Genomic DNA, 14,978 nt, shown 5'->3' with positions numbered 1-14,978 from the left:
GGCGGCCTCCAGCGCATGAAAGGCGTTACGCTCCGGCACCTAAGCTGTCCGTGATTGTCGGTAGGCTGGTCTTGTGACTACCCAGAACCCCGGACTGTTCATCGCCTTCGAAGGCGGGGACGGCGCAGGCAAGTCCACGCAGGCCGCAGCGCTGGCAGGGGCCCTTGAGTCGCGCGGCTTTGCAGTGCTGCGGACCCGGGAACCGGGCGGCACCCCGATCGGCGAAAAGCTGCGCTCCCTGGTGCTGGACCACGGCCACGGCCACATCGACGCCCGCACCGAAGCCCTGATTTTTGCCGCGTCCCGCGCGGCACATGGGGACCAGGTGATCCTGCCTGCCCTGGAACGCGGCGACATCGTCCTGACGGACCGCTACATCGATTCCTCAGTGGCCTACCAGGGCGCCGGACGGGAACTCGGCACCGTGGCGGTGCGGGAGTTGAACGAATGGGCCACGGGAGGACTGCAGCCGGACCTGACGGTACTGCTCGACGTCGACCCGGCGGAAGGCCGCCTCCGCCGCACGGCGGGCGACGCCGCGGAAGACCGGCTGGAATCAGAAGCCGACGAGTTCCACGCAAAGATCCGCACGGCGTTCCTGGACCTGGCCGCGGACCGGCCGGACCGCTATCTGGTGCTGCCGGCCCATTTGCCGGTCACGGAGCTGACTGCCCTGATCCTGGCGCGGGTGGACGCCCTGATCCGGTCACGGCAAAGTTTCCGGCAAGTTTCCCGGCACGGGGTTGCCCTGTGACCGTCTGGGATGACCTGCAGGGCCAGCCCGCCGTCGTCGCCCAGCTCCGCCAGGCCGCCCGGGGCGAGGCCCTGACCCACGCCTGGCTGTTCACTGGCCCGCCCGGTTCCGGCCGGTCCAACGCCGCGAAGGCCTTCGCCGCCGCCCTTAACTGTGACCAGGAGGACGTCAGCCAACGCGGCTGCGGCGAGTGCCCTGCCTGCCTGACCATCCTGGGGGAAACCCATTCGGACGTCGTTTTTGTCCGCACCGAAAAGGTCACCATCACCATCGATGAGGCGCGCGACCTCGTTTCGACCGCCGGGAACCGGCCGTCCTCCGGACGGTGGCGGATCATCGTGGTCGAGGACGCCGACCGGATGGCGGAACGGACCACGAACGTACTGCTCAAGGCCATCGAAGAGCCCACGCCCCGCACCGTGTGGATGCTCTGCGCCCCTTCGCCGGCGGACGTACTGGTCACCATCCGCTCCCGCTGCCGCGCCGTGGCGCTGCGGCTGCCGCCGGCCGCCGATGTGGCTGCGCTGCTGGTGAGGCGCGACGGCGTCGACCCGGCCCTCGCTGAACGCGCAGCCCGCGCTGCACAGAGCCACGTGGGCATTGCACGCCGGCTGGCCCGGGACGCGGATGCCCGCGAACGCCGGCTCGAGACGGTCCGGTTTCCGCTGGGGCTGCGGGGCATCACCGCGGCGGTGCTCATGGCCGAAAAGCTGGTGAAGATCGCCACGGAAGAAGCCAACAGTTCCAACGAAGTGCGCGACGCCGAGGAAAAGGCTGCCCTGCTGGCAACGCTCGGCGCCCCGGAGAGCGGCACACTGCCGCCTGCCATGCGGAGCCAGGTCAAGCAGCTCGAGGATGACCAGAAGCGGCGCGCCAAACGCTCCATCACCGATTCCCTGGACCGGACGCTCACTGACCTGCTCTCCTTCTACAGGGACGTCCTGATCATCCAGATGGGGAACGCCGTGGAACTGGTAAACGTTGAACTCAGGAACGAGCTGGAGGAGTTCGCCGGCCGCTCCGGCGCCGAGGCCACGCTCGCCCGGATGGATGCCATCAACAAGGCCCGCCAGCGGATCACCACCACGAACGTTGCTCCGCTGCTGGCCATTGAATCCATGGCCGCGAGCCTGATCTGATGCCGTTCCGTCCGGTCCCCTCCCGTCGCCGCATATTCTCCGCCGAATATTCCCCGTCCAAGCCCACGCCAAGTCCCTCAAGGAGCCCTGCATGAAGCCTGCCCGACGTCTGCCCCTACGGTTTCGGTCCGGAGCGACCGCGGCCAAGGCAGCTGCTGGCTCCCTGGCAGTGCTGCTCGCGCTGACAGGCTGCACGCTGTTCGGCAGCCCCAACGGCGGATCAAACGCCGGCAACGACACCGGCAAGGCTGACCCCGCCATCGCCGAAGCCGCTCCGGCCGAACTGCGTGACTTCTACTCCCAGCAGGTTTCCTGGACTCCCTGCGAGGGCAAGTTCCAGTGCGCCAAGGTCAAGGTCCCGCTGGATTACAGCAAGCCTGCCGGCGACAGCATCGAGATCGCGGCGCTCAAGATGCCTGCTGCAGGAAAGAAGACCGGCAGCCTGCTGGTTAACCCCGGCGGCCCGGGCGGATCCGGCTACGACTTCGTCAAGGATGCCGGCGCGACGAACGTTTCCAGTGAGGTCCGCTCCAGCTATGACCTGGTGGGCTTCGACCCCCGCGGGGTGAAGCGGTCAGCCCCCGTAACGTGCCTCACGGACCAGGAACGGGACGAGTCCCGGGCAAAGAATTACGACCTCAGCTCGGATGCCGGCCTGGCGGCCGCCGTTGCGGACAACAAGGCTACGGCGGCAAAGTGCGCCGAAAAAACCGGCCCGGTCCTGGCCCACGTGGACACGGTCAGCGCGGCCAAGGACCTGGACATCCTGCGCGCCGTGGTCAATGACAAGAAGCTGAACTACCTCGGGTACTCCTACGGCACGTTCCTGGGATCCACCTACGCATCGCTTTTCCCGGACAACGTCGGCCGAATGGTGCTTGACGGCGCACTGGATCCTTCCCTCAGCAATGAGGAGCTCACCAGCGGACAGGCCCGGGCGTTCGAGAAGGCCGTCCGCGCCTACGTGGAGAAGTGCCTCGGCGACAAGGGCTGCCCCCTGAGCGGGAACGTTGACAGCGGCGTCCAGCAGATCCGCGACGTCGTCGAGGCCGTGGACGCCAACCCGCAGCGGGCCCAGGACGGCAGGCTGGTCACTGGCTCGACCTTCGTCAGCGGGCTGATTCTCCCGCTGTACAACGACGACAACTGGCCATTGCTGACCCAGGCACTGGACGCGGCGATGAAGGGCGACCCGTCACCGATGCTGCGGCTCGCCGACTTCGGCGCAGACCGGGATCCGAGCGGCAAATACACGTCCAACTCCGCTTTCGCCTTCAATGCCGTCAACTGCCTGGACTACCCGATGGTCACCGACACGGCCACCATGCGGGCCGATGAGCAGCGGCTGCGGCAGGAGTCCCCCACGCTGGGCTACTTCTTCGCCTACGGCGGCGCCAACTGCGAGGACTGGCCCTACAAGAGCATCCGCACACCCGCACCCGCGGAGTACTCCGGCTCGGCGCCCATCGTGGTGGTGGGGACCACCGGCGACCCGGCCACGCCGGTGGAATGGGCCGGCGCCCTTCGCAAGCAGCTTGGCAACGCCTCATTGGTGACGTGGAAGGGCCAGGGCCACACCGCCTATGGCCGGTCGAACAGCTGCGTCTCCGACGCCGTGGACGGCTACCTCCTGAGCGGCCAGGCGCCGGCTGACAATACAAAGTGCTAGGTCCGCGGCCTGACGGAACCGGTAGCGGCCTGACGTAACGTGCTACGCGGAGCGCGGTTCGAGCAGCACCGGCAGGTCACGGATGGACTGCACTACGGCGGTGGCGCCGGCTGCGCGAAGTGCCGGCTCCCCGTGGGCTCCGGTGAGCACCCCGGCCACCGTGGTGGCACCGGCACGAAGTCCTGACTCGATGTCTGCGCAGCTGTCGCCCACGACGGCGACCTCACGGACGTCGTCGAGGTCAAGGGCCAGGACGGCGGTCAGGATCATGTCCGGATAAGGCCGTCCGCGTCCTGCGTCGGCAGGACAGAGGCTGAGGTCGGCAAGCCCCATCCAGCCGAGGCTTTCCAGCACCATGTTCTGGGTGTGGCGCCCGAAACCGGTGGCAAGGCAGATTTTGATGCCGGCGTCCCGCAGCCAGCCGATTGCGTCCTCCGCTCCCGGAACTGCCTGGATGACGCCGTCGGCGATGAGTTCATCGCAGCTTCGCTCGAAGAAGCTGTTCGCGGCGGAGGCGCGTGCCGGTTCCGCGAACAGGTGACGGAAGACAGCCAGTTTTGACGTCCCTGAAGTGTCCCGGGCGTAGCGGAGCATGCGTTCGAACTGTTCCGAGCCCGCCGCGACCCCCTGGTCAGCCAGCGTGCGCGCCATGGCACTCTCCATGAGGCCGCCGTCGAACACAGTAGTGCCCACCATGGCCAGTACGGCGAGCCGGACGTCCCGGGCGGCGGGCTGCTGCGTCCGGTGCACTACCGCCGGTGCGCGTTCTGCTGCGGATACGCCCGCTGAGTCCGGAGTCATGGCCTAGCCCCTTTGCTGACAAATGGCCGAAGAAGCGGCCGCGGTTGTTAGCTCCAGCGTGGGGGCCAGCCGGAACGCCTGCCTGAACCCGCTTCGGCCGCAGGGTGAACATCCAGACAACGTCCGCCGCGGCGCGCTCGGACCGTTGGGGATTCGGGCGGGCAGGCAATTTTAGGGACTCATGATTCGCTCATTTTGACCCGGGCAAGGGACTCTATTACAGTTGTCTCTTGCATGATCCGCCCGGTTCTTCCGGGACTTATCATGCGGTGCTTCCTTAGCTCAGTCGGTAGAGCGTTTCACTCGTAATGAAAAGGTCATCAGTTCGATTCTGATAGGAAGCTCGGGAAGAACCCCGTGTTGTCGCTGGTTCGGCGGTGACGCGGGGTTTTTTACTGGATTGATACGGGCGCTGTACTCCGTTTACGGGCCCTTGGATGTCACCCCTCCGATGAGCCCCGCCAGGGCGGCCGGCAGTGCGAACAGACCAAGGACCTGCGGGATCAGGGATGGTGGCGATGCAATCATCGTGGCCATGCCCACCAGCGCCACCGGCGCGGCAACGCAGAGCGTCACCCACAGCGGATACTGCCGGATCTGGGACCAGGCCGCCGCCGCAATGGACGCAGCCGACCCGCCAAGCATGAACAGCCGGCCGACACGCAAACGCTCCACAAACTCCGGGACCGGCCCATAAGCGAACAGCATTGTCCGCTCCATAGAAATGCCTGTCAGGATGATGGAGGCGCCGACCAGCCCTGCCCAAGGCAGCGCCCGGCCCCTCCACCACCGGCGGACGACGTAGCGTTCGCCACCCGGTGAGTTCGTCACCCGGTGATCCTATCCGCTGGCCTCTGCTTACCGGCCCGCCCACACCGAAGCAGCACCGGAGTGGCCGGTGATGATGCTCTGGTAAATCAACAACGCGCCAGCGACTGCTCCGGCCGCCAGCAGAGTGAACCGCAATGCACGGTTGGTCCGCAGGTGCCCTATGAAGCCCAGCCGTCCGGTCGCGCCCAGCCGCCGGGCAAACGGTTCATAGGCGACAGCCAGCGACATTGCCATGACCACAAAGAAGGCCACGGCGAGATACTTCAACAGGTCGCCCTGTTCAATGTGCTCGTGGAGTAGCTGCGATGCCGGGCGGGTTTCCGCCAACTGTTCGCCAGCCTGTGCGGTAACCAGTGTCAGCGGGACCAGGCCAAGGGACAGCACACCCAGCGGCCACGCCAGGTATTGCCGCGCGGCACGCCACGCGCCGTAGACGATGGCAGCGATCCCCGCCAGCGGAGCGAGGACGACGACGCCATGGATGAGCAGGATATGGGCAGGCAGGCCGGCAATTTCGATCATTCGAGTTCCTCTACTACGACGTTGATACCCCGGTGGATTAATGTGCTTACGTGCTGGCACCTCCACCGAACCCTATGATGCTCGCATGGGAGAGCAACAATTGGTGGGTATTGCCTCCGGGCTCTATAGGCTGCCGCTCGAAAACTTCGTAGCGGCCAGGGCAGCGGCGGCGAAGACTGCTGCGGCGGACAGCCGGCGTGATCTCGCTGATGCCGTCCGCGCCCTGCCCAAGCCCTCCGTGGCGGCCTGGGCCGTCAACATGCTCGCGGTACACCGTCCGGACCCGCTCGGGCAGCTAGCAGAGCTGGGAACACGGATGCGGGGCGCCCAGGAGGACCTCGACGCCCCGGCGCTGCGCACGCTGGCGCAGGAACGGCGGCAGCTGCTGAACACCGTCATGGATTCAGCGCGCAGCGTGGCCGAACTGCAGGGCCGCCGGCTCAGCGCCACGGTGGCCGCCGAAGTGGAACAGACTTTGCGGGCAGCCACCGTGGACGAGGGCGCGGCCGCTGCCGTGCGGAGCGGCAGGCTGCTTCGGGTACTTTCAGCCGACGGCGTAGACCGCGTGGACCTCAGCGACGCCGTGGCCGTCCCGTCCGTGCTTACCCTGCCTGCCGTGCCGCCGCTGGATGACACGGAAGCGCACGGGTCAAAAGGGGATGCGGCCAAGGCCGGCACTCCCGCTAACGGTGCGCCGGCCGCAGGCTCCGCTGAAAAGCCGCGGCTAAAGGCCGTCAGGACGGAGCGGCCGGCTCCCACGCCGTCGGCCGTGGAGCGTGCAGCCGCACGGCTGGCCGAAGCGGCAGAAGCCGCGCTGGCGGCAACAGAAGAGGCCCAACACCGCAGGAAAGAATTCGAAGCAGCGGAGGAAGACATGGCCAGCCTGGGGGACGAAGCACGCAGCCTCCGCGAACGTCTGAAGGTTGTTGACGTGGAGTTCGAACAGGCCCGGAAGCGGCGGGATGCCGCCGGTGCCCGGATGCAACTGGCTGCCCGCGCCGCGGAAAAAGGCCAGCGGGCGGAGGTGCTCGCCAGGGAAAGGGTGCTCCGGCTTCGCAACACGCCGGATTGAGTGGCCATTACTGTCAGACCCCGGCTGCACACTGGATTCATGGACACGAACCTCAGCGACAGCCAAGCAACCATGCGGGGAAACCTCGGCAGCGACGCCACTGGGCGCCGGGAATTCCACGTCACCTACTTTGATACCGACTGCGGCCTGGTCCGGTCAGAGGTGTTCGACACCCTGGCCGAGGCGGAACGGTTCGCCAGCCGCAATGTTTCCGATGAACAGGGCTGGGCCGTCGTCGACGCCGTGCCCGCTCAGCGGGGCCGGCTAGCGGCCTAAAGAGAACGCAGGAGGCCCCGCACTCCGTGAGTGCAGGGCCTCCGGCCCGGGTCGCTCTGCGGGCCTAGGCGAAGTCGGAGACGGCCGGGTCAGGGCCGATGCGGCCGGCACCCTCAGCGGTCCGGTCCAGCCCGTTGATGGCCTCAAAATCCGCCTCGTCCAGGGTGACGTCCAGGGCCGCGTAGTTTTCGCGGATCCGGGACTCGGTGACGGACTTCGGAATGACCACGTTGCCGATGGCCAGGTGCCAGGCGATGACCACCTGCGCCGGCTTGGCGTTGTGCTTCTCCGCGATCCCGGCGATGACCGGGTGCTCCAGGAGTTCCCCGCCCTGGCCCAGCGGGGACCACGCCTGCGTGAGGATGCCCTTGGATGCATTGAATGCGCGCAGTTCCGCCTGGTTGAAGAACGGGTGCAGCTCCACCTGGTTGATGGCCGGAACAACGCCGGTCTCATCGATGATCCGCTGCAGGCCCTCGGTGGTGAAGTTGGAGACGCCAATGGACTTGACCCGTCCGCGCTTCTGCAGCTCGATCAGGGCCTTCCAGGTGTCCACGTACTTGTCCTGCTGCGGCTGTTGCCAGTGGATCAGGTAAAGATCAAGGGTTTCCAGGCCAAGCCGGTCCATGGAGGCATCGAAGGCCGCCAGCGTGGACTCGAAGCCCTGGTCCGCGTTCCACAGCTTGGTGGTGATGAATATGTCCTCGGGGTTCAGCCCGGAACGCTCGATGGCACGGCCCACGCCTGCCTCGTTGCCGTAGATCTTGGCGGTGTCGATGTGGCGGAAGCCAGCCTCGAAGGCCTGGACTACAACCTTTTCCGCCACGTCATCCTCAACCTGCCACACGCCGTACCCCAGCTGCGGGATGGAGTTGCCGTCATTGAAAGTCAGTTCAGGAGAAAGAGTCATTCGTTCATCGTGCCAAGGATGGCACCGCCCGGCCAGCGACATGCCCCCAGCTAAGCTAGGCGCTTAACCGGGAATAGCGGCCCGGTCAGCCGGCAGGGCAGGGCTTGGCCGTGCTTCCCCCGGCCAGCTACGAATCCTGGGGCGTTTCAGCAAGGCGGCGCTCGGCGTCGGCGATCTGTTCAAATACGGACTCCGCGCGGCGCCGGACCGAGGCAGCCCCTACGGGCACCGGCCCGACGGCGAGCCGCAGCATGGCGGCCGCCTCTGCCGTGGTGGCCAGTGAGTTACCCGCCTTGGACAGCGAACGGTGGACGCCGGCCAGTGCGCCAGGTATGTCCAGGCCGTCGCTGGGTGAGCGCCTCTGCGCTTCGACGCAAACGTTCCGGACCCGTTCCGAGAGGGCGGCGAGCTCGTTCGCGATCTCCACGAGTTCGGCATAGAGCTGATCGTCCTCGACGCCTTCCAGCACCTGGTGGTAACGGTCAAGCCCGCGGTGGAAACGGTCGTGGGCACGTCGCCACAGGCCCTTGCCGAGCTCGGCGTCGTCTTTCCGCCCTTGCCGGGCGGCTGCGAAAAATGCCACGGAAGCCTTAGAGATACTGGCCTGGACCGTGGTCCGGATCATCCGGTGTGCCGGCTTTCTTGGCGCCCCCGTCGGGCCTGGGTGCGCGGGCACGCTGCGGCTCGCCGTTCTCGCCAATCACAACGCCGGGGGCGATCACCGTCCCCGGCGGCAGCTGCCGTAACTGCAGCTGCGACGCAGTGTGCTCGCGGGTCGCATGCTGGGCGGCGATGGCGGTCTGGATGCCGTGGAACAGCCCTTCCAGCCAGCCGACCAGCTGGGCCTGTGCGATGCGCAGTTCCGCGTCGGATGGAGTGGCTTTTTCCGGAAACGGAAGGCTGATCCGTTCCAGCTCTTCTACGAGTTCCGGCGCCAGCCCGTCTTCGAGTTCCTTGATGGAGCGTTCGTGAATCGCTGCCAGGCGACCGCGGGCAGCTTCATCCAGCGGTGCCGACTTCACTTCGTCCAGCAGCTGCTTGATCATGGTGCCGATCCGCATCACCTTTGCCGGCTCGTCCACCAGGTCCTGGAGATTGCTTCCTTTTGGCCTGCCGGTTCCAGTGTTCGACGCCGGGCCCGGAGCTGCCGCGGCGTCAAGTGTGGTGCCCTCTACCGGGTCGTCCTCGGCAGGCTGAGTGTCGTTCGGATCGCTCATGGCTTCATACTCTCACGAGCCGCCAGCGGCGGCGCCAGTCCATGAACGCAGTTGACCCGGAAGGGGCTGTCCCGTCCCACGAAAAGACTGGCGGTCCCCCGAAAAGGCGGAGGACGCCGTCGGACCCTAACGATCCGGCGGCGCCCTCCGCCGTCAGTGCTGTGATCAGGGACAGCGCAGCTCAGCAGCAGCGGCCCTGCGGATTGCTGTCCTGGCGGTCGGTGCGGTCCCGCCAGAATTCCCGCTCACTCAGGGGCGCGGACTCATGCCCGGTGGCGGCATGGTGCTCCAGGTATTTCGTGTACGCATCCGCCCCCAGCACTCCGCCGAAGTACCGGGCGAACCCGCGGAAGCCGTCGAGTATCGCGTTCATGACCGGGGCCGCATCAGTGGTGCGCCGACTTTTCGAGCCGCAGCTCGGCCGGAAGTTTGTCCCATTCGGCCATGAGTTCGCGCTCGGCCGCCGTGGGAATGAATCCCGCCGGCGCATAGCTCCGGGACGGCAACGCCGGGTCCTCATGGTCGGCATGGGCAACGCCGTCCGCCGAATTACGGAACGCCTTCGCGGTGGCGATCAAGGCCGTGATGATCACGATGATGCTCAGCACCACGAAGATCACCGACAGCCACCCCTGGATCATGGTGTTGCGCACCACGGCCTCCATGGCGGCCACGGTCTTCGCAGTGCCGAACTCCGTCTTGCCGTCGGCCAGGGCCTTGGAGAAGGCCGCGTTGTTGGCGAAGTAGCCCACGGCCGGCACCGGCGAAAAGATCTTCTGGAAGCTGGCGGTGATGGTCACCACGGCCGCGAAAGCAAGCGGCAGGGCCACGATCCAAAGGTACTTGAACGAACTCCTCTTGGCCGCGATCGCCAGGCAGACGGACAGTGCGATGGCGGCGAGCAGCTGGTTGGCAATGCCGAACAGCGGGAACAGCGTGTTGATGCCCCCCAGGGGATCGGTGACGCCCATCAGCAGCACCGCACCCCAGGCTGCGACCATAACGGCGGTGCAGAGCCACGCTCCCGGCCGCCAGGAGTGCTCCTTGAACTTGGGGATGAGGTTGCCGATGGAGTCCTGCAGCATGAAGCGGGCCACGCGGGTTCCGGCGTCGACAGCGGTCAGGATGAACAGTGCTTCGAACATGATGGCGAAGTGGTACCAGAACGCCATCATGGCCGTGCCGCCGATGAACTGCTGCATGATGTGGGCGAGACCCACGGCCAGCGTGGGCGCACCGCCCGTACGGGAGATAATGCTCTGCTCGCCCACGTTCCTGGCCGTCTCCGCCAGGAGGTCCGGGGTGAGGTTGACCCCGGCCAGGCCCAGGCTGTTGACCCAGGTAGCGGCGGTTTGCACCGTGCCTCCGGTCAGGGCGGCCGGGGAATTCATGGCGAAGTACAGGCCGCGGTCAATGGAGATTGCCGCGACGAGGGCCATGATGGCCACGAAGGATTCCATCAACATGCCGCCGTAGCCGATCAGGCGGACCTGGCGTTCCTTTTCGATCAGCTTCGGCGTAGTGCCGGAGGAGATCAGGGCATGGAAACCGGAGAGCGCACCGCAGGCAATGGTGACGAAGAGGAACGGGAACAGCGCCCCCGGGAACACCGGACCGTTTTCCCGGCTCGCGAACTCGCTGAAGGCGGGAACCGTGATTTCAGGGCGGACCACGATGATGGCCAGCGCCAGCATGACGATGACGCCGATCTTCATGAAGGTTGAAAGGTAGTCGCGGGGTGCCAGCAGGAGCCAGACCGGAAGGATGGCGGCGATGAAGCCGTACACGATCAGGCCCCAGGCGATGGTGACCTTGTCCAAGTGGAAGAACGCCGCGCCCCACTCGGTGCCCGCCACTGCGCCGCCGCCGATGATGGCGGCCATCAGCAGCACGAAGCCGATGATCGAGACTTCCATGACTTTGCCGGGGCGGAGGAAGCGGAGGTACACGCCCATAAAGAGGGCAATCGGGATGGTCATGCCCACCGAGAAGACGCCCCACGGGCTTTCGCCCAGCGCGTTCACGACGACGAGGGCGAGGATGGCGACGATGATCACCATGATGAGCAGGGTGGCTACAAGGGCAGCCGTGCCGCCGATCACGCCGAGTTCCTCACGGGCCATCTGGCCCAGCGAGCGGCCGCCGCGGCGCATGGAGAAGAACAGAACGAGGTAGTCCTGCACGGCGCCTGCCAGCACGACGCCGATGATGATCCAGATGGTGCCCGGCAGGTAGCCCATCTGGGCCGCAATGACCGGGCCCACCAGGGGTCCTGCGCCCGCGATGGCGGCAAAGTGGTGGCCGAACAGGACGTTGCGGTCGGTACGCACGTAGTCCTTGCCGTCCGCCTTGTACTCAGCCGGGGTGGCGCGGAGGTCGTTTGGCCTGGTGATGTAGCGTTCGATCACCTTGGAGTAGAAGCGGTAGCCGATCAGGTACGTACAGACGGAGGCAAACACGAACCAGATCGCGTTGACCGTTTCGCCGCGGACAATGGCGAGCATGAACCAGGCCACGCCGCCCAGCAGTGCGATGGCCGCCCAGACCGCGATCTTCGTGGGCGTCCACTTGCGTTCCTCGGCTTCCAGTACTGCCTTGTCCACCGACGTTGGCGGAAGCTTTGGATCCGGTACCAGCACGTCGCCGTCCAGCGCTGTCCGTGCCTTGCCATCTGGCATTTTGCCCATGTCTCCTCCTCGAGAGCCCAGCTGAACAGAGATCTGCCCATGCCAACCTACCAACGGGCGCGACGCAGCGGTACGGTTTTTCGGCAGGGTTCAGGCGGGCCTCGCCGAACGGTCGGACGGCAGCGACGAGCGGCGGCGGTGCCGGCCTAGGTGGCGGGATTAGCCAGCTGCGCCATCCTGGCTTCGCAAAGGTCCAGCCAGCGGACCTCGGCCTCGGTCTGGAAAATGAGCGAATCAAGCACCAGCAGCCAGGCAGTGTCAGCACTGCGGTGATTGGCGGATGAATCGCGCCGCGACTTGGTGTAATCCTGAAGCGCCCTCACGGATGCGACGCGCTGGGCTTGGATGACGGACGCGACATCCACACCGGGAAGGGTTACGGCGAGGGCGAGCTTGATGGCGAGTTCGTTCCGGGGCGGGTTGGTGCGGCCCACGGGTGCCTCGAACCAGCCTGCCACGTCGGTCCGGCCGGCTTCGGTGATGCTGTAAACCACATGGCCTTCGCCGTCGCCGCCGTCGTTCCTGACCAGCCCGTCCCGTTCCAAACGGTCCAGGGTTGTGTAGACCTGACCGATGTTCAGCGGCCAGGCGGAGCCGGTGCGGTCCTCGAACTCGACCCTCAGCTGGTAGCCGTAACGGGGCTTGTCCTGCAGCAGGGCCAGGAGACTGTGACGAATGGACATACTGCCCCCTGATGACGCAAAAGACGACGGCATACACGCGCCCCCAAGACGCGTGCATACCGCGTATGGAATTACAGTAGCGTGATTCCGCCACCGGGGCAATACTGGGTATTCATTCGCGGGCAGGGCACCCTACATGACCAGGAGGACCTTGCCCACATGGTCACCCGAGTCAAAGTACTCGTGGGCCGCCTGCACCTGGTCCAGGGGGAAGGACTTGGCAACCAGTGGCCTGATGCGCCCGTCCGCAATTAGCGGCCACACGGCTTCGCGCACGGCGTTCATGATTACGCCCTTCTCCGCCACAGGACGCGGGCGAAGCGCCGTGCCAATGATCGCGGCACGCTTGCTGAGCAGCTGCCCGAGGTCCAGCTCGGCCTTGGTGCCGCCTTGGAGCCCGATAACGATGAGCCGGCCGTAGTCCGCCAGGGCGTCGACGTTTTGGCGGAGATATTTTGCGCCCACTACGTCCAGGATGACGTCGGCCCCGCGGCCGCCGTTTTGCGCGCGGAGGGACTCGGGGAAATCTTCCTCGGTGTAGTTGATGGCGATGTCTGCGCCGAGGAAGGCTTTGGCGGTGCCCACTTTCTCCGCGGTCCCGGCCGTGGTGGCCACCTTTGCGCCGAAGGCCTTGGCCAGCTGGATGGCCATGGTGCCGATGCCCCCGGTCGCGCCGTGGATCAGCACCGTCTCGCCCGGGTGGAGCTGCGCCGTCATGATCAGGTTCGAGTAAACAGTGGCCGCCACTTCAGGGAGGGATGCGGCGGTAACCAGGTCCACGCCGTCGGGAATCCTCAGAACCTGCTCAGCCGGCACGGCCACCTGCTGGGCATAGCCGCCGCCCGCCAGCAGTGCCACCACCTTTTCCCCGACGGAAAACGGTTTGGACACGTCGGGGCCGAAGCCGGAAATCCTGCCGGACACTTCCAGACCAAGGATCTCAGAGGCTCCCGGAGGAGGCGGGTAGAAACCCCTGCGCTGCTGCACATCCGCACGGTTGAGTCCCGCGGCCACGACGTCGATCAGCACCTCGCCGGGGCCCGGTACCGGAGCCGGCACCTCGCGCACTTCGAGCACCTCGGGCCCGCCGGCCTTGCTAACGTAGACGGCCTTCATGGAGAACTCCCGATTCCTAGCTGCTTCCTGCCACAAAAATTAGTGCGCAGCGGCCTCGCCGGCCCGCAAACACTCCGGTGCGGTTTTTGTCGCAGCCAACTGCCTATGAAACACTACTCGGTAAGGAAGGTTGTCCGAGCGGCCGAAGGAGCTGGTCTTGAAAACCAGTGTGCGGTAACCCCGTACCAAGAGTTCGAATCTCTTACCTTCCGCGGATGGTGCCCTGGGTCCTGAGTTGTCAGGATCCAGGGCATTCCCCGTTAATCGGAAGTTCGGACCCGGACCATTGAAAGTGTCGGTGCCCGGGAATAGGGTCGGTTCTGTCTTTACTGACCACCCCTCTTCCGCGGGCACGCTGCCGCGGATACCGACAGGAGCCACTATGCCCAGCCCTGACATCACTCCCGGCGCACCCAGCTGGATCGACCTCATGACTTCGGACGCCGCCAACGCCAAGCAGTTCTACGGAGAACTGTTCGGGTGGGAATTCCAGACGGGTGACGAGGAGAAATACGGCGGCTACATCACGGCCTGGAAGAACGGCAAGTCCGTAGCCGGACTCATGCAAAAGGATGAAACCCTGGCCGGGATGCCGGACGTGTGGTCGACCTACCTGCGCTCGGACGACGCCGCCGCCACGGCAGCGGCCGTCACCGAGCACGGCGGCCAGATCTTCATGCCGCCCATGGACGTCCCGGAGCAGGGCGTGATGGCCATGTTCGGAGATGCCACCGGGGCGGCCATCGGAATCTGGCAGCCGCGTGAAATGACGGGTTACCAGCTCGTGGCCGAGCCCGGCGCAGCGGCCTGGCACGAACTCCACACCAAGGACTACGCCACCGCCGTGAAGTTCTACCAGGACGTCTTCGGCTGGGAAACGGACGTCATGAGCGACACTCCCGAGTTCCGGTACACCACGTTGGGCGCAGGTGATGCAGCGAAGGCCGGCATCATGGATGCTTCCGGCTACCTGCCGGCCGAGGTTCCGTCCAACTGGCAGGTCTATTTCGCCGTCGAGGACGCGGATGCGGCCATTGAGAAGGCAGTCAGCCTCGGCGGGAAGGTGATCGACGGGCCGGACGACACTCCGTTCGGGCGGCTCGCCACCCTTGCCGACACCACGGGCGCCATGTTCAAGATCGTGGCGGACACCGGCCAGGGCGCAGGCGAACAGGCGGCAGCCAGCCCGGAGGCCTGACCTCAGCCCGCACTATTTAGGCAATTTGATCTAAGAAATACCGGCCAGCAGCTTCCATCGGAGCTACTGGCCGGTATTCTTTTGGCATGTCCGGCACATGGGG

The 14,978-nt window shown here is 66.0% G+C and carries 16 protein-coding genes and 2 tRNA genes; 8 read left to right on the top strand and 10 right to left on the bottom strand.

Going from position 1 to position 14,978, the window contains the following annotated elements; translation table 11 throughout:
* The first annotated feature begins 73 nt into the window (after positions 1–73).
* From tmk to FCN77_RS04025, 3 genes are all read left to right on the top strand, one after another.
* Positions 74–754, top strand: coding sequence for a dTMP kinase (tmk, locus tag FCN77_RS04035; RefSeq protein WP_137321225.1), 681 nt, complete (start codon positions 74–76; stop codon positions 752–754).
* Positions 751–1,893 (top strand): DNA polymerase III subunit delta', encoded by a 1,143-nt coding sequence (locus tag FCN77_RS04030; RefSeq protein WP_137321224.1) that lies wholly within the window; start codon positions 751–753, stop codon positions 1,891–1,893. The genes tmk and FCN77_RS04030 overlap by 4 nt, the downstream gene beginning before the upstream one ends.
* Before the next feature lie 91 nt (positions 1,894–1,984).
* A complete protein-coding gene (locus FCN77_RS04025; RefSeq protein ID WP_137321223.1) occupies positions 1,985–3,562 on the top strand; it encodes an alpha/beta hydrolase in 1,578 nt (525 codons plus the stop codon).
* Positions 3,563–3,604: 42 nt separating this feature from the next.
* Here the strand turns inward: FCN77_RS04025 and FCN77_RS04020 are convergent, their stop codons facing one another.
* Complete coding sequence (locus FCN77_RS04020; RefSeq protein WP_137321222.1) at positions 3,605–4,363, bottom strand: HAD family hydrolase; 759 nt, start codon at positions 4,361–4,363, stop codon at positions 3,605–3,607.
* A 271-nt stretch (positions 4,364–4,634) separates the two neighbouring features.
* Between FCN77_RS04020 and FCN77_RS04015 the strand changes: the two genes are divergently transcribed.
* Positions 4,635–4,707, top strand: a tRNA-Thr gene (locus FCN77_RS04015).
* Between the two features lie 79 nt (positions 4,708–4,786).
* Here the strand turns inward: FCN77_RS04015 and FCN77_RS04010 are convergent.
* The gene (locus FCN77_RS04010; RefSeq protein WP_137321221.1) at positions 4,787–5,194 is read right to left on the bottom strand and encodes a hypothetical protein; all 408 of its coding nucleotides are present in this window, start codon (positions 5,192–5,194) and stop codon (positions 4,787–4,789) included.
* Positions 5,195–5,221: 27 nt separating this feature from the next.
* Positions 5,222–5,716, bottom strand: coding sequence for a hypothetical protein (locus FCN77_RS04005; RefSeq protein ID WP_137321220.1), 495 nt, complete (start codon positions 5,714–5,716; stop codon positions 5,222–5,224).
* Positions 5,717–5,801: 85 nt separating this feature from the next.
* Between FCN77_RS04005 and FCN77_RS04000 the strand changes: the two genes are divergently transcribed.
* Both FCN77_RS04000 and FCN77_RS03995 read left to right on the top strand, forming a co-directional pair.
* Positions 5,802–6,788, top strand: a complete 987-nt coding sequence (locus tag FCN77_RS04000) for a hypothetical protein (protein WP_137321219.1) — start codon at positions 5,802–5,804, stop codon at positions 6,786–6,788.
* Between the two features lie 72 nt (positions 6,789–6,860).
* Complete coding sequence (locus FCN77_RS03995; protein WP_137324628.1) at positions 6,861–7,064, top strand: hypothetical protein; 204 nt, start codon at positions 6,861–6,863, stop codon at positions 7,062–7,064.
* Positions 7,065–7,128: 64 nt separating this feature from the next.
* On the opposite strand, the gene FCN77_RS03990 is transcribed toward FCN77_RS03995, so the two are convergent.
* From FCN77_RS03990 to FCN77_RS03960, 7 genes are all read right to left on the bottom strand, one after another.
* Complete coding sequence (locus FCN77_RS03990) at positions 7,129–7,974, bottom strand: aldo/keto reductase (protein ID WP_137321218.1); 846 nt, start codon at positions 7,972–7,974, stop codon at positions 7,129–7,131.
* A 127-nt stretch (positions 7,975–8,101) separates the two neighbouring features.
* Positions 8,102–8,557: a hypothetical protein gene (locus tag FCN77_RS03985; protein ID WP_137321217.1), complete on the bottom strand. Its 456-nt coding sequence runs from the start codon at positions 8,555–8,557 to the stop codon at positions 8,102–8,104.
* A 7-nt stretch (positions 8,558–8,564) separates the two neighbouring features.
* Positions 8,565–9,191, bottom strand: coding sequence for a bacterial proteasome activator family protein (locus tag FCN77_RS03980; protein ID WP_137321216.1), 627 nt, complete (start codon positions 9,189–9,191; stop codon positions 8,565–8,567).
* 181 nt (positions 9,192–9,372) lie between these two features.
* Positions 9,373–9,564: a YbdD/YjiX family protein gene (locus tag FCN77_RS03975; protein ID WP_137321215.1), complete on the bottom strand. Its 192-nt coding sequence runs from the start codon at positions 9,562–9,564 to the stop codon at positions 9,373–9,375.
* Positions 9,565–9,577: 13 nt separating this feature from the next.
* Entirely contained in the window at positions 9,578–11,878 is a 2,301-nt protein-coding gene (locus tag FCN77_RS03970) for a carbon starvation CstA family protein (RefSeq protein WP_137321214.1), read from the bottom strand.
* A gap of 146 nt (positions 11,879–12,024) precedes the next feature.
* Entirely contained in the window at positions 12,025–12,561 is a 537-nt protein-coding gene (locus tag FCN77_RS03965) for a PadR family transcriptional regulator (protein ID WP_137321213.1), read from the bottom strand.
* A 132-nt stretch (positions 12,562–12,693) separates the two neighbouring features.
* Entirely contained in the window at positions 12,694–13,677 is a 984-nt protein-coding gene (locus FCN77_RS03960; RefSeq protein ID WP_137321212.1) for an NAD(P)H-quinone oxidoreductase, read from the bottom strand.
* Positions 13,678–13,801: 124 nt separating this feature from the next.
* Between FCN77_RS03960 and FCN77_RS03955 the strand changes: the two genes are divergently transcribed.
* Positions 13,802–13,889 (top strand) — tRNA-Ser (locus tag FCN77_RS03955).
* 170 nt (positions 13,890–14,059) lie between these two features.
* Positions 14,060–14,875 carry a VOC family protein gene (locus tag FCN77_RS03950; protein WP_137321211.1) on the top strand — a complete coding sequence of 272 codons (816 nt, stop codon included), beginning with the start codon at positions 14,060–14,062 and terminating at the stop codon, positions 14,873–14,875.
* Positions 14,876–14,978: the final 103 nt, after the last annotated feature.

Source organism: Arthrobacter sp. 24S4-2 (genome assembly GCF_005280255.1).
Classification (GTDB): domain Bacteria; phylum Actinomycetota; class Actinomycetes; order Actinomycetales; family Micrococcaceae; genus Arthrobacter.
This window is presented reverse-complemented; position numbering and strand designations above follow the sequence as displayed.

Coding starts and splice junctions, on each gene's coding strand:
- FCN77_RS03975 (WP_137321215.1), bottom strand. CDS start 9,564: ATGAACGCGATACTCGACGGCTTCCGCGGGTTCGCCCGGTACTTCGGC.
- FCN77_RS03990 (WP_137321218.1), bottom strand. CDS start 7,974: ATGACTCTTTCTCCTGAACTGACTTTCAATGACGGCAACTCCATCCCG.
- FCN77_RS03965 (WP_137321213.1), bottom strand. CDS start 12,561: ATGTCCATTCGTCACAGTCTCCTGGCCCTGCTGCAGGACAAGCCCCGT.
- FCN77_RS03960 (WP_137321212.1), bottom strand. CDS start 13,677: ATGAAGGCCGTCTACGTTAGCAAGGCCGGCGGGCCCGAGGTGCTCGAA.
- FCN77_RS03950 (WP_137321211.1), top strand. CDS start 14,060: ATGCCCAGCCCTGACATCACTCCCGGCGCACCCAGCTGGATCGACCTC.
- FCN77_RS04020 (WP_137321222.1), bottom strand. CDS start 4,363: ATGACTCCGGACTCAGCGGGCGTATCCGCAGCAGAACGCGCACCGGCG.
- FCN77_RS04025 (WP_137321223.1), top strand. CDS start 1,985: ATGAAGCCTGCCCGACGTCTGCCCCTACGGTTTCGGTCCGGAGCGACC.
- FCN77_RS03970 (WP_137321214.1), bottom strand. CDS start 11,878: ATGGGCAAAATGCCAGATGGCAAGGCACGGACAGCGCTGGACGGCGAC.
- FCN77_RS04000 (WP_137321219.1), top strand. CDS start 5,802: ATGGGAGAGCAACAATTGGTGGGTATTGCCTCCGGGCTCTATAGGCTG.
- FCN77_RS03995 (WP_137324628.1), top strand. CDS start 6,861: ATGCGGGGAAACCTCGGCAGCGACGCCACTGGGCGCCGGGAATTCCAC.
- FCN77_RS03980 (WP_137321216.1), bottom strand. CDS start 9,191: ATGAGCGATCCGAACGACACTCAGCCTGCCGAGGACGACCCGGTAGAG.
- FCN77_RS04005 (WP_137321220.1), bottom strand. CDS start 5,716: ATGATCGAAATTGCCGGCCTGCCTGCCCATATCCTGCTCATCCATGGC.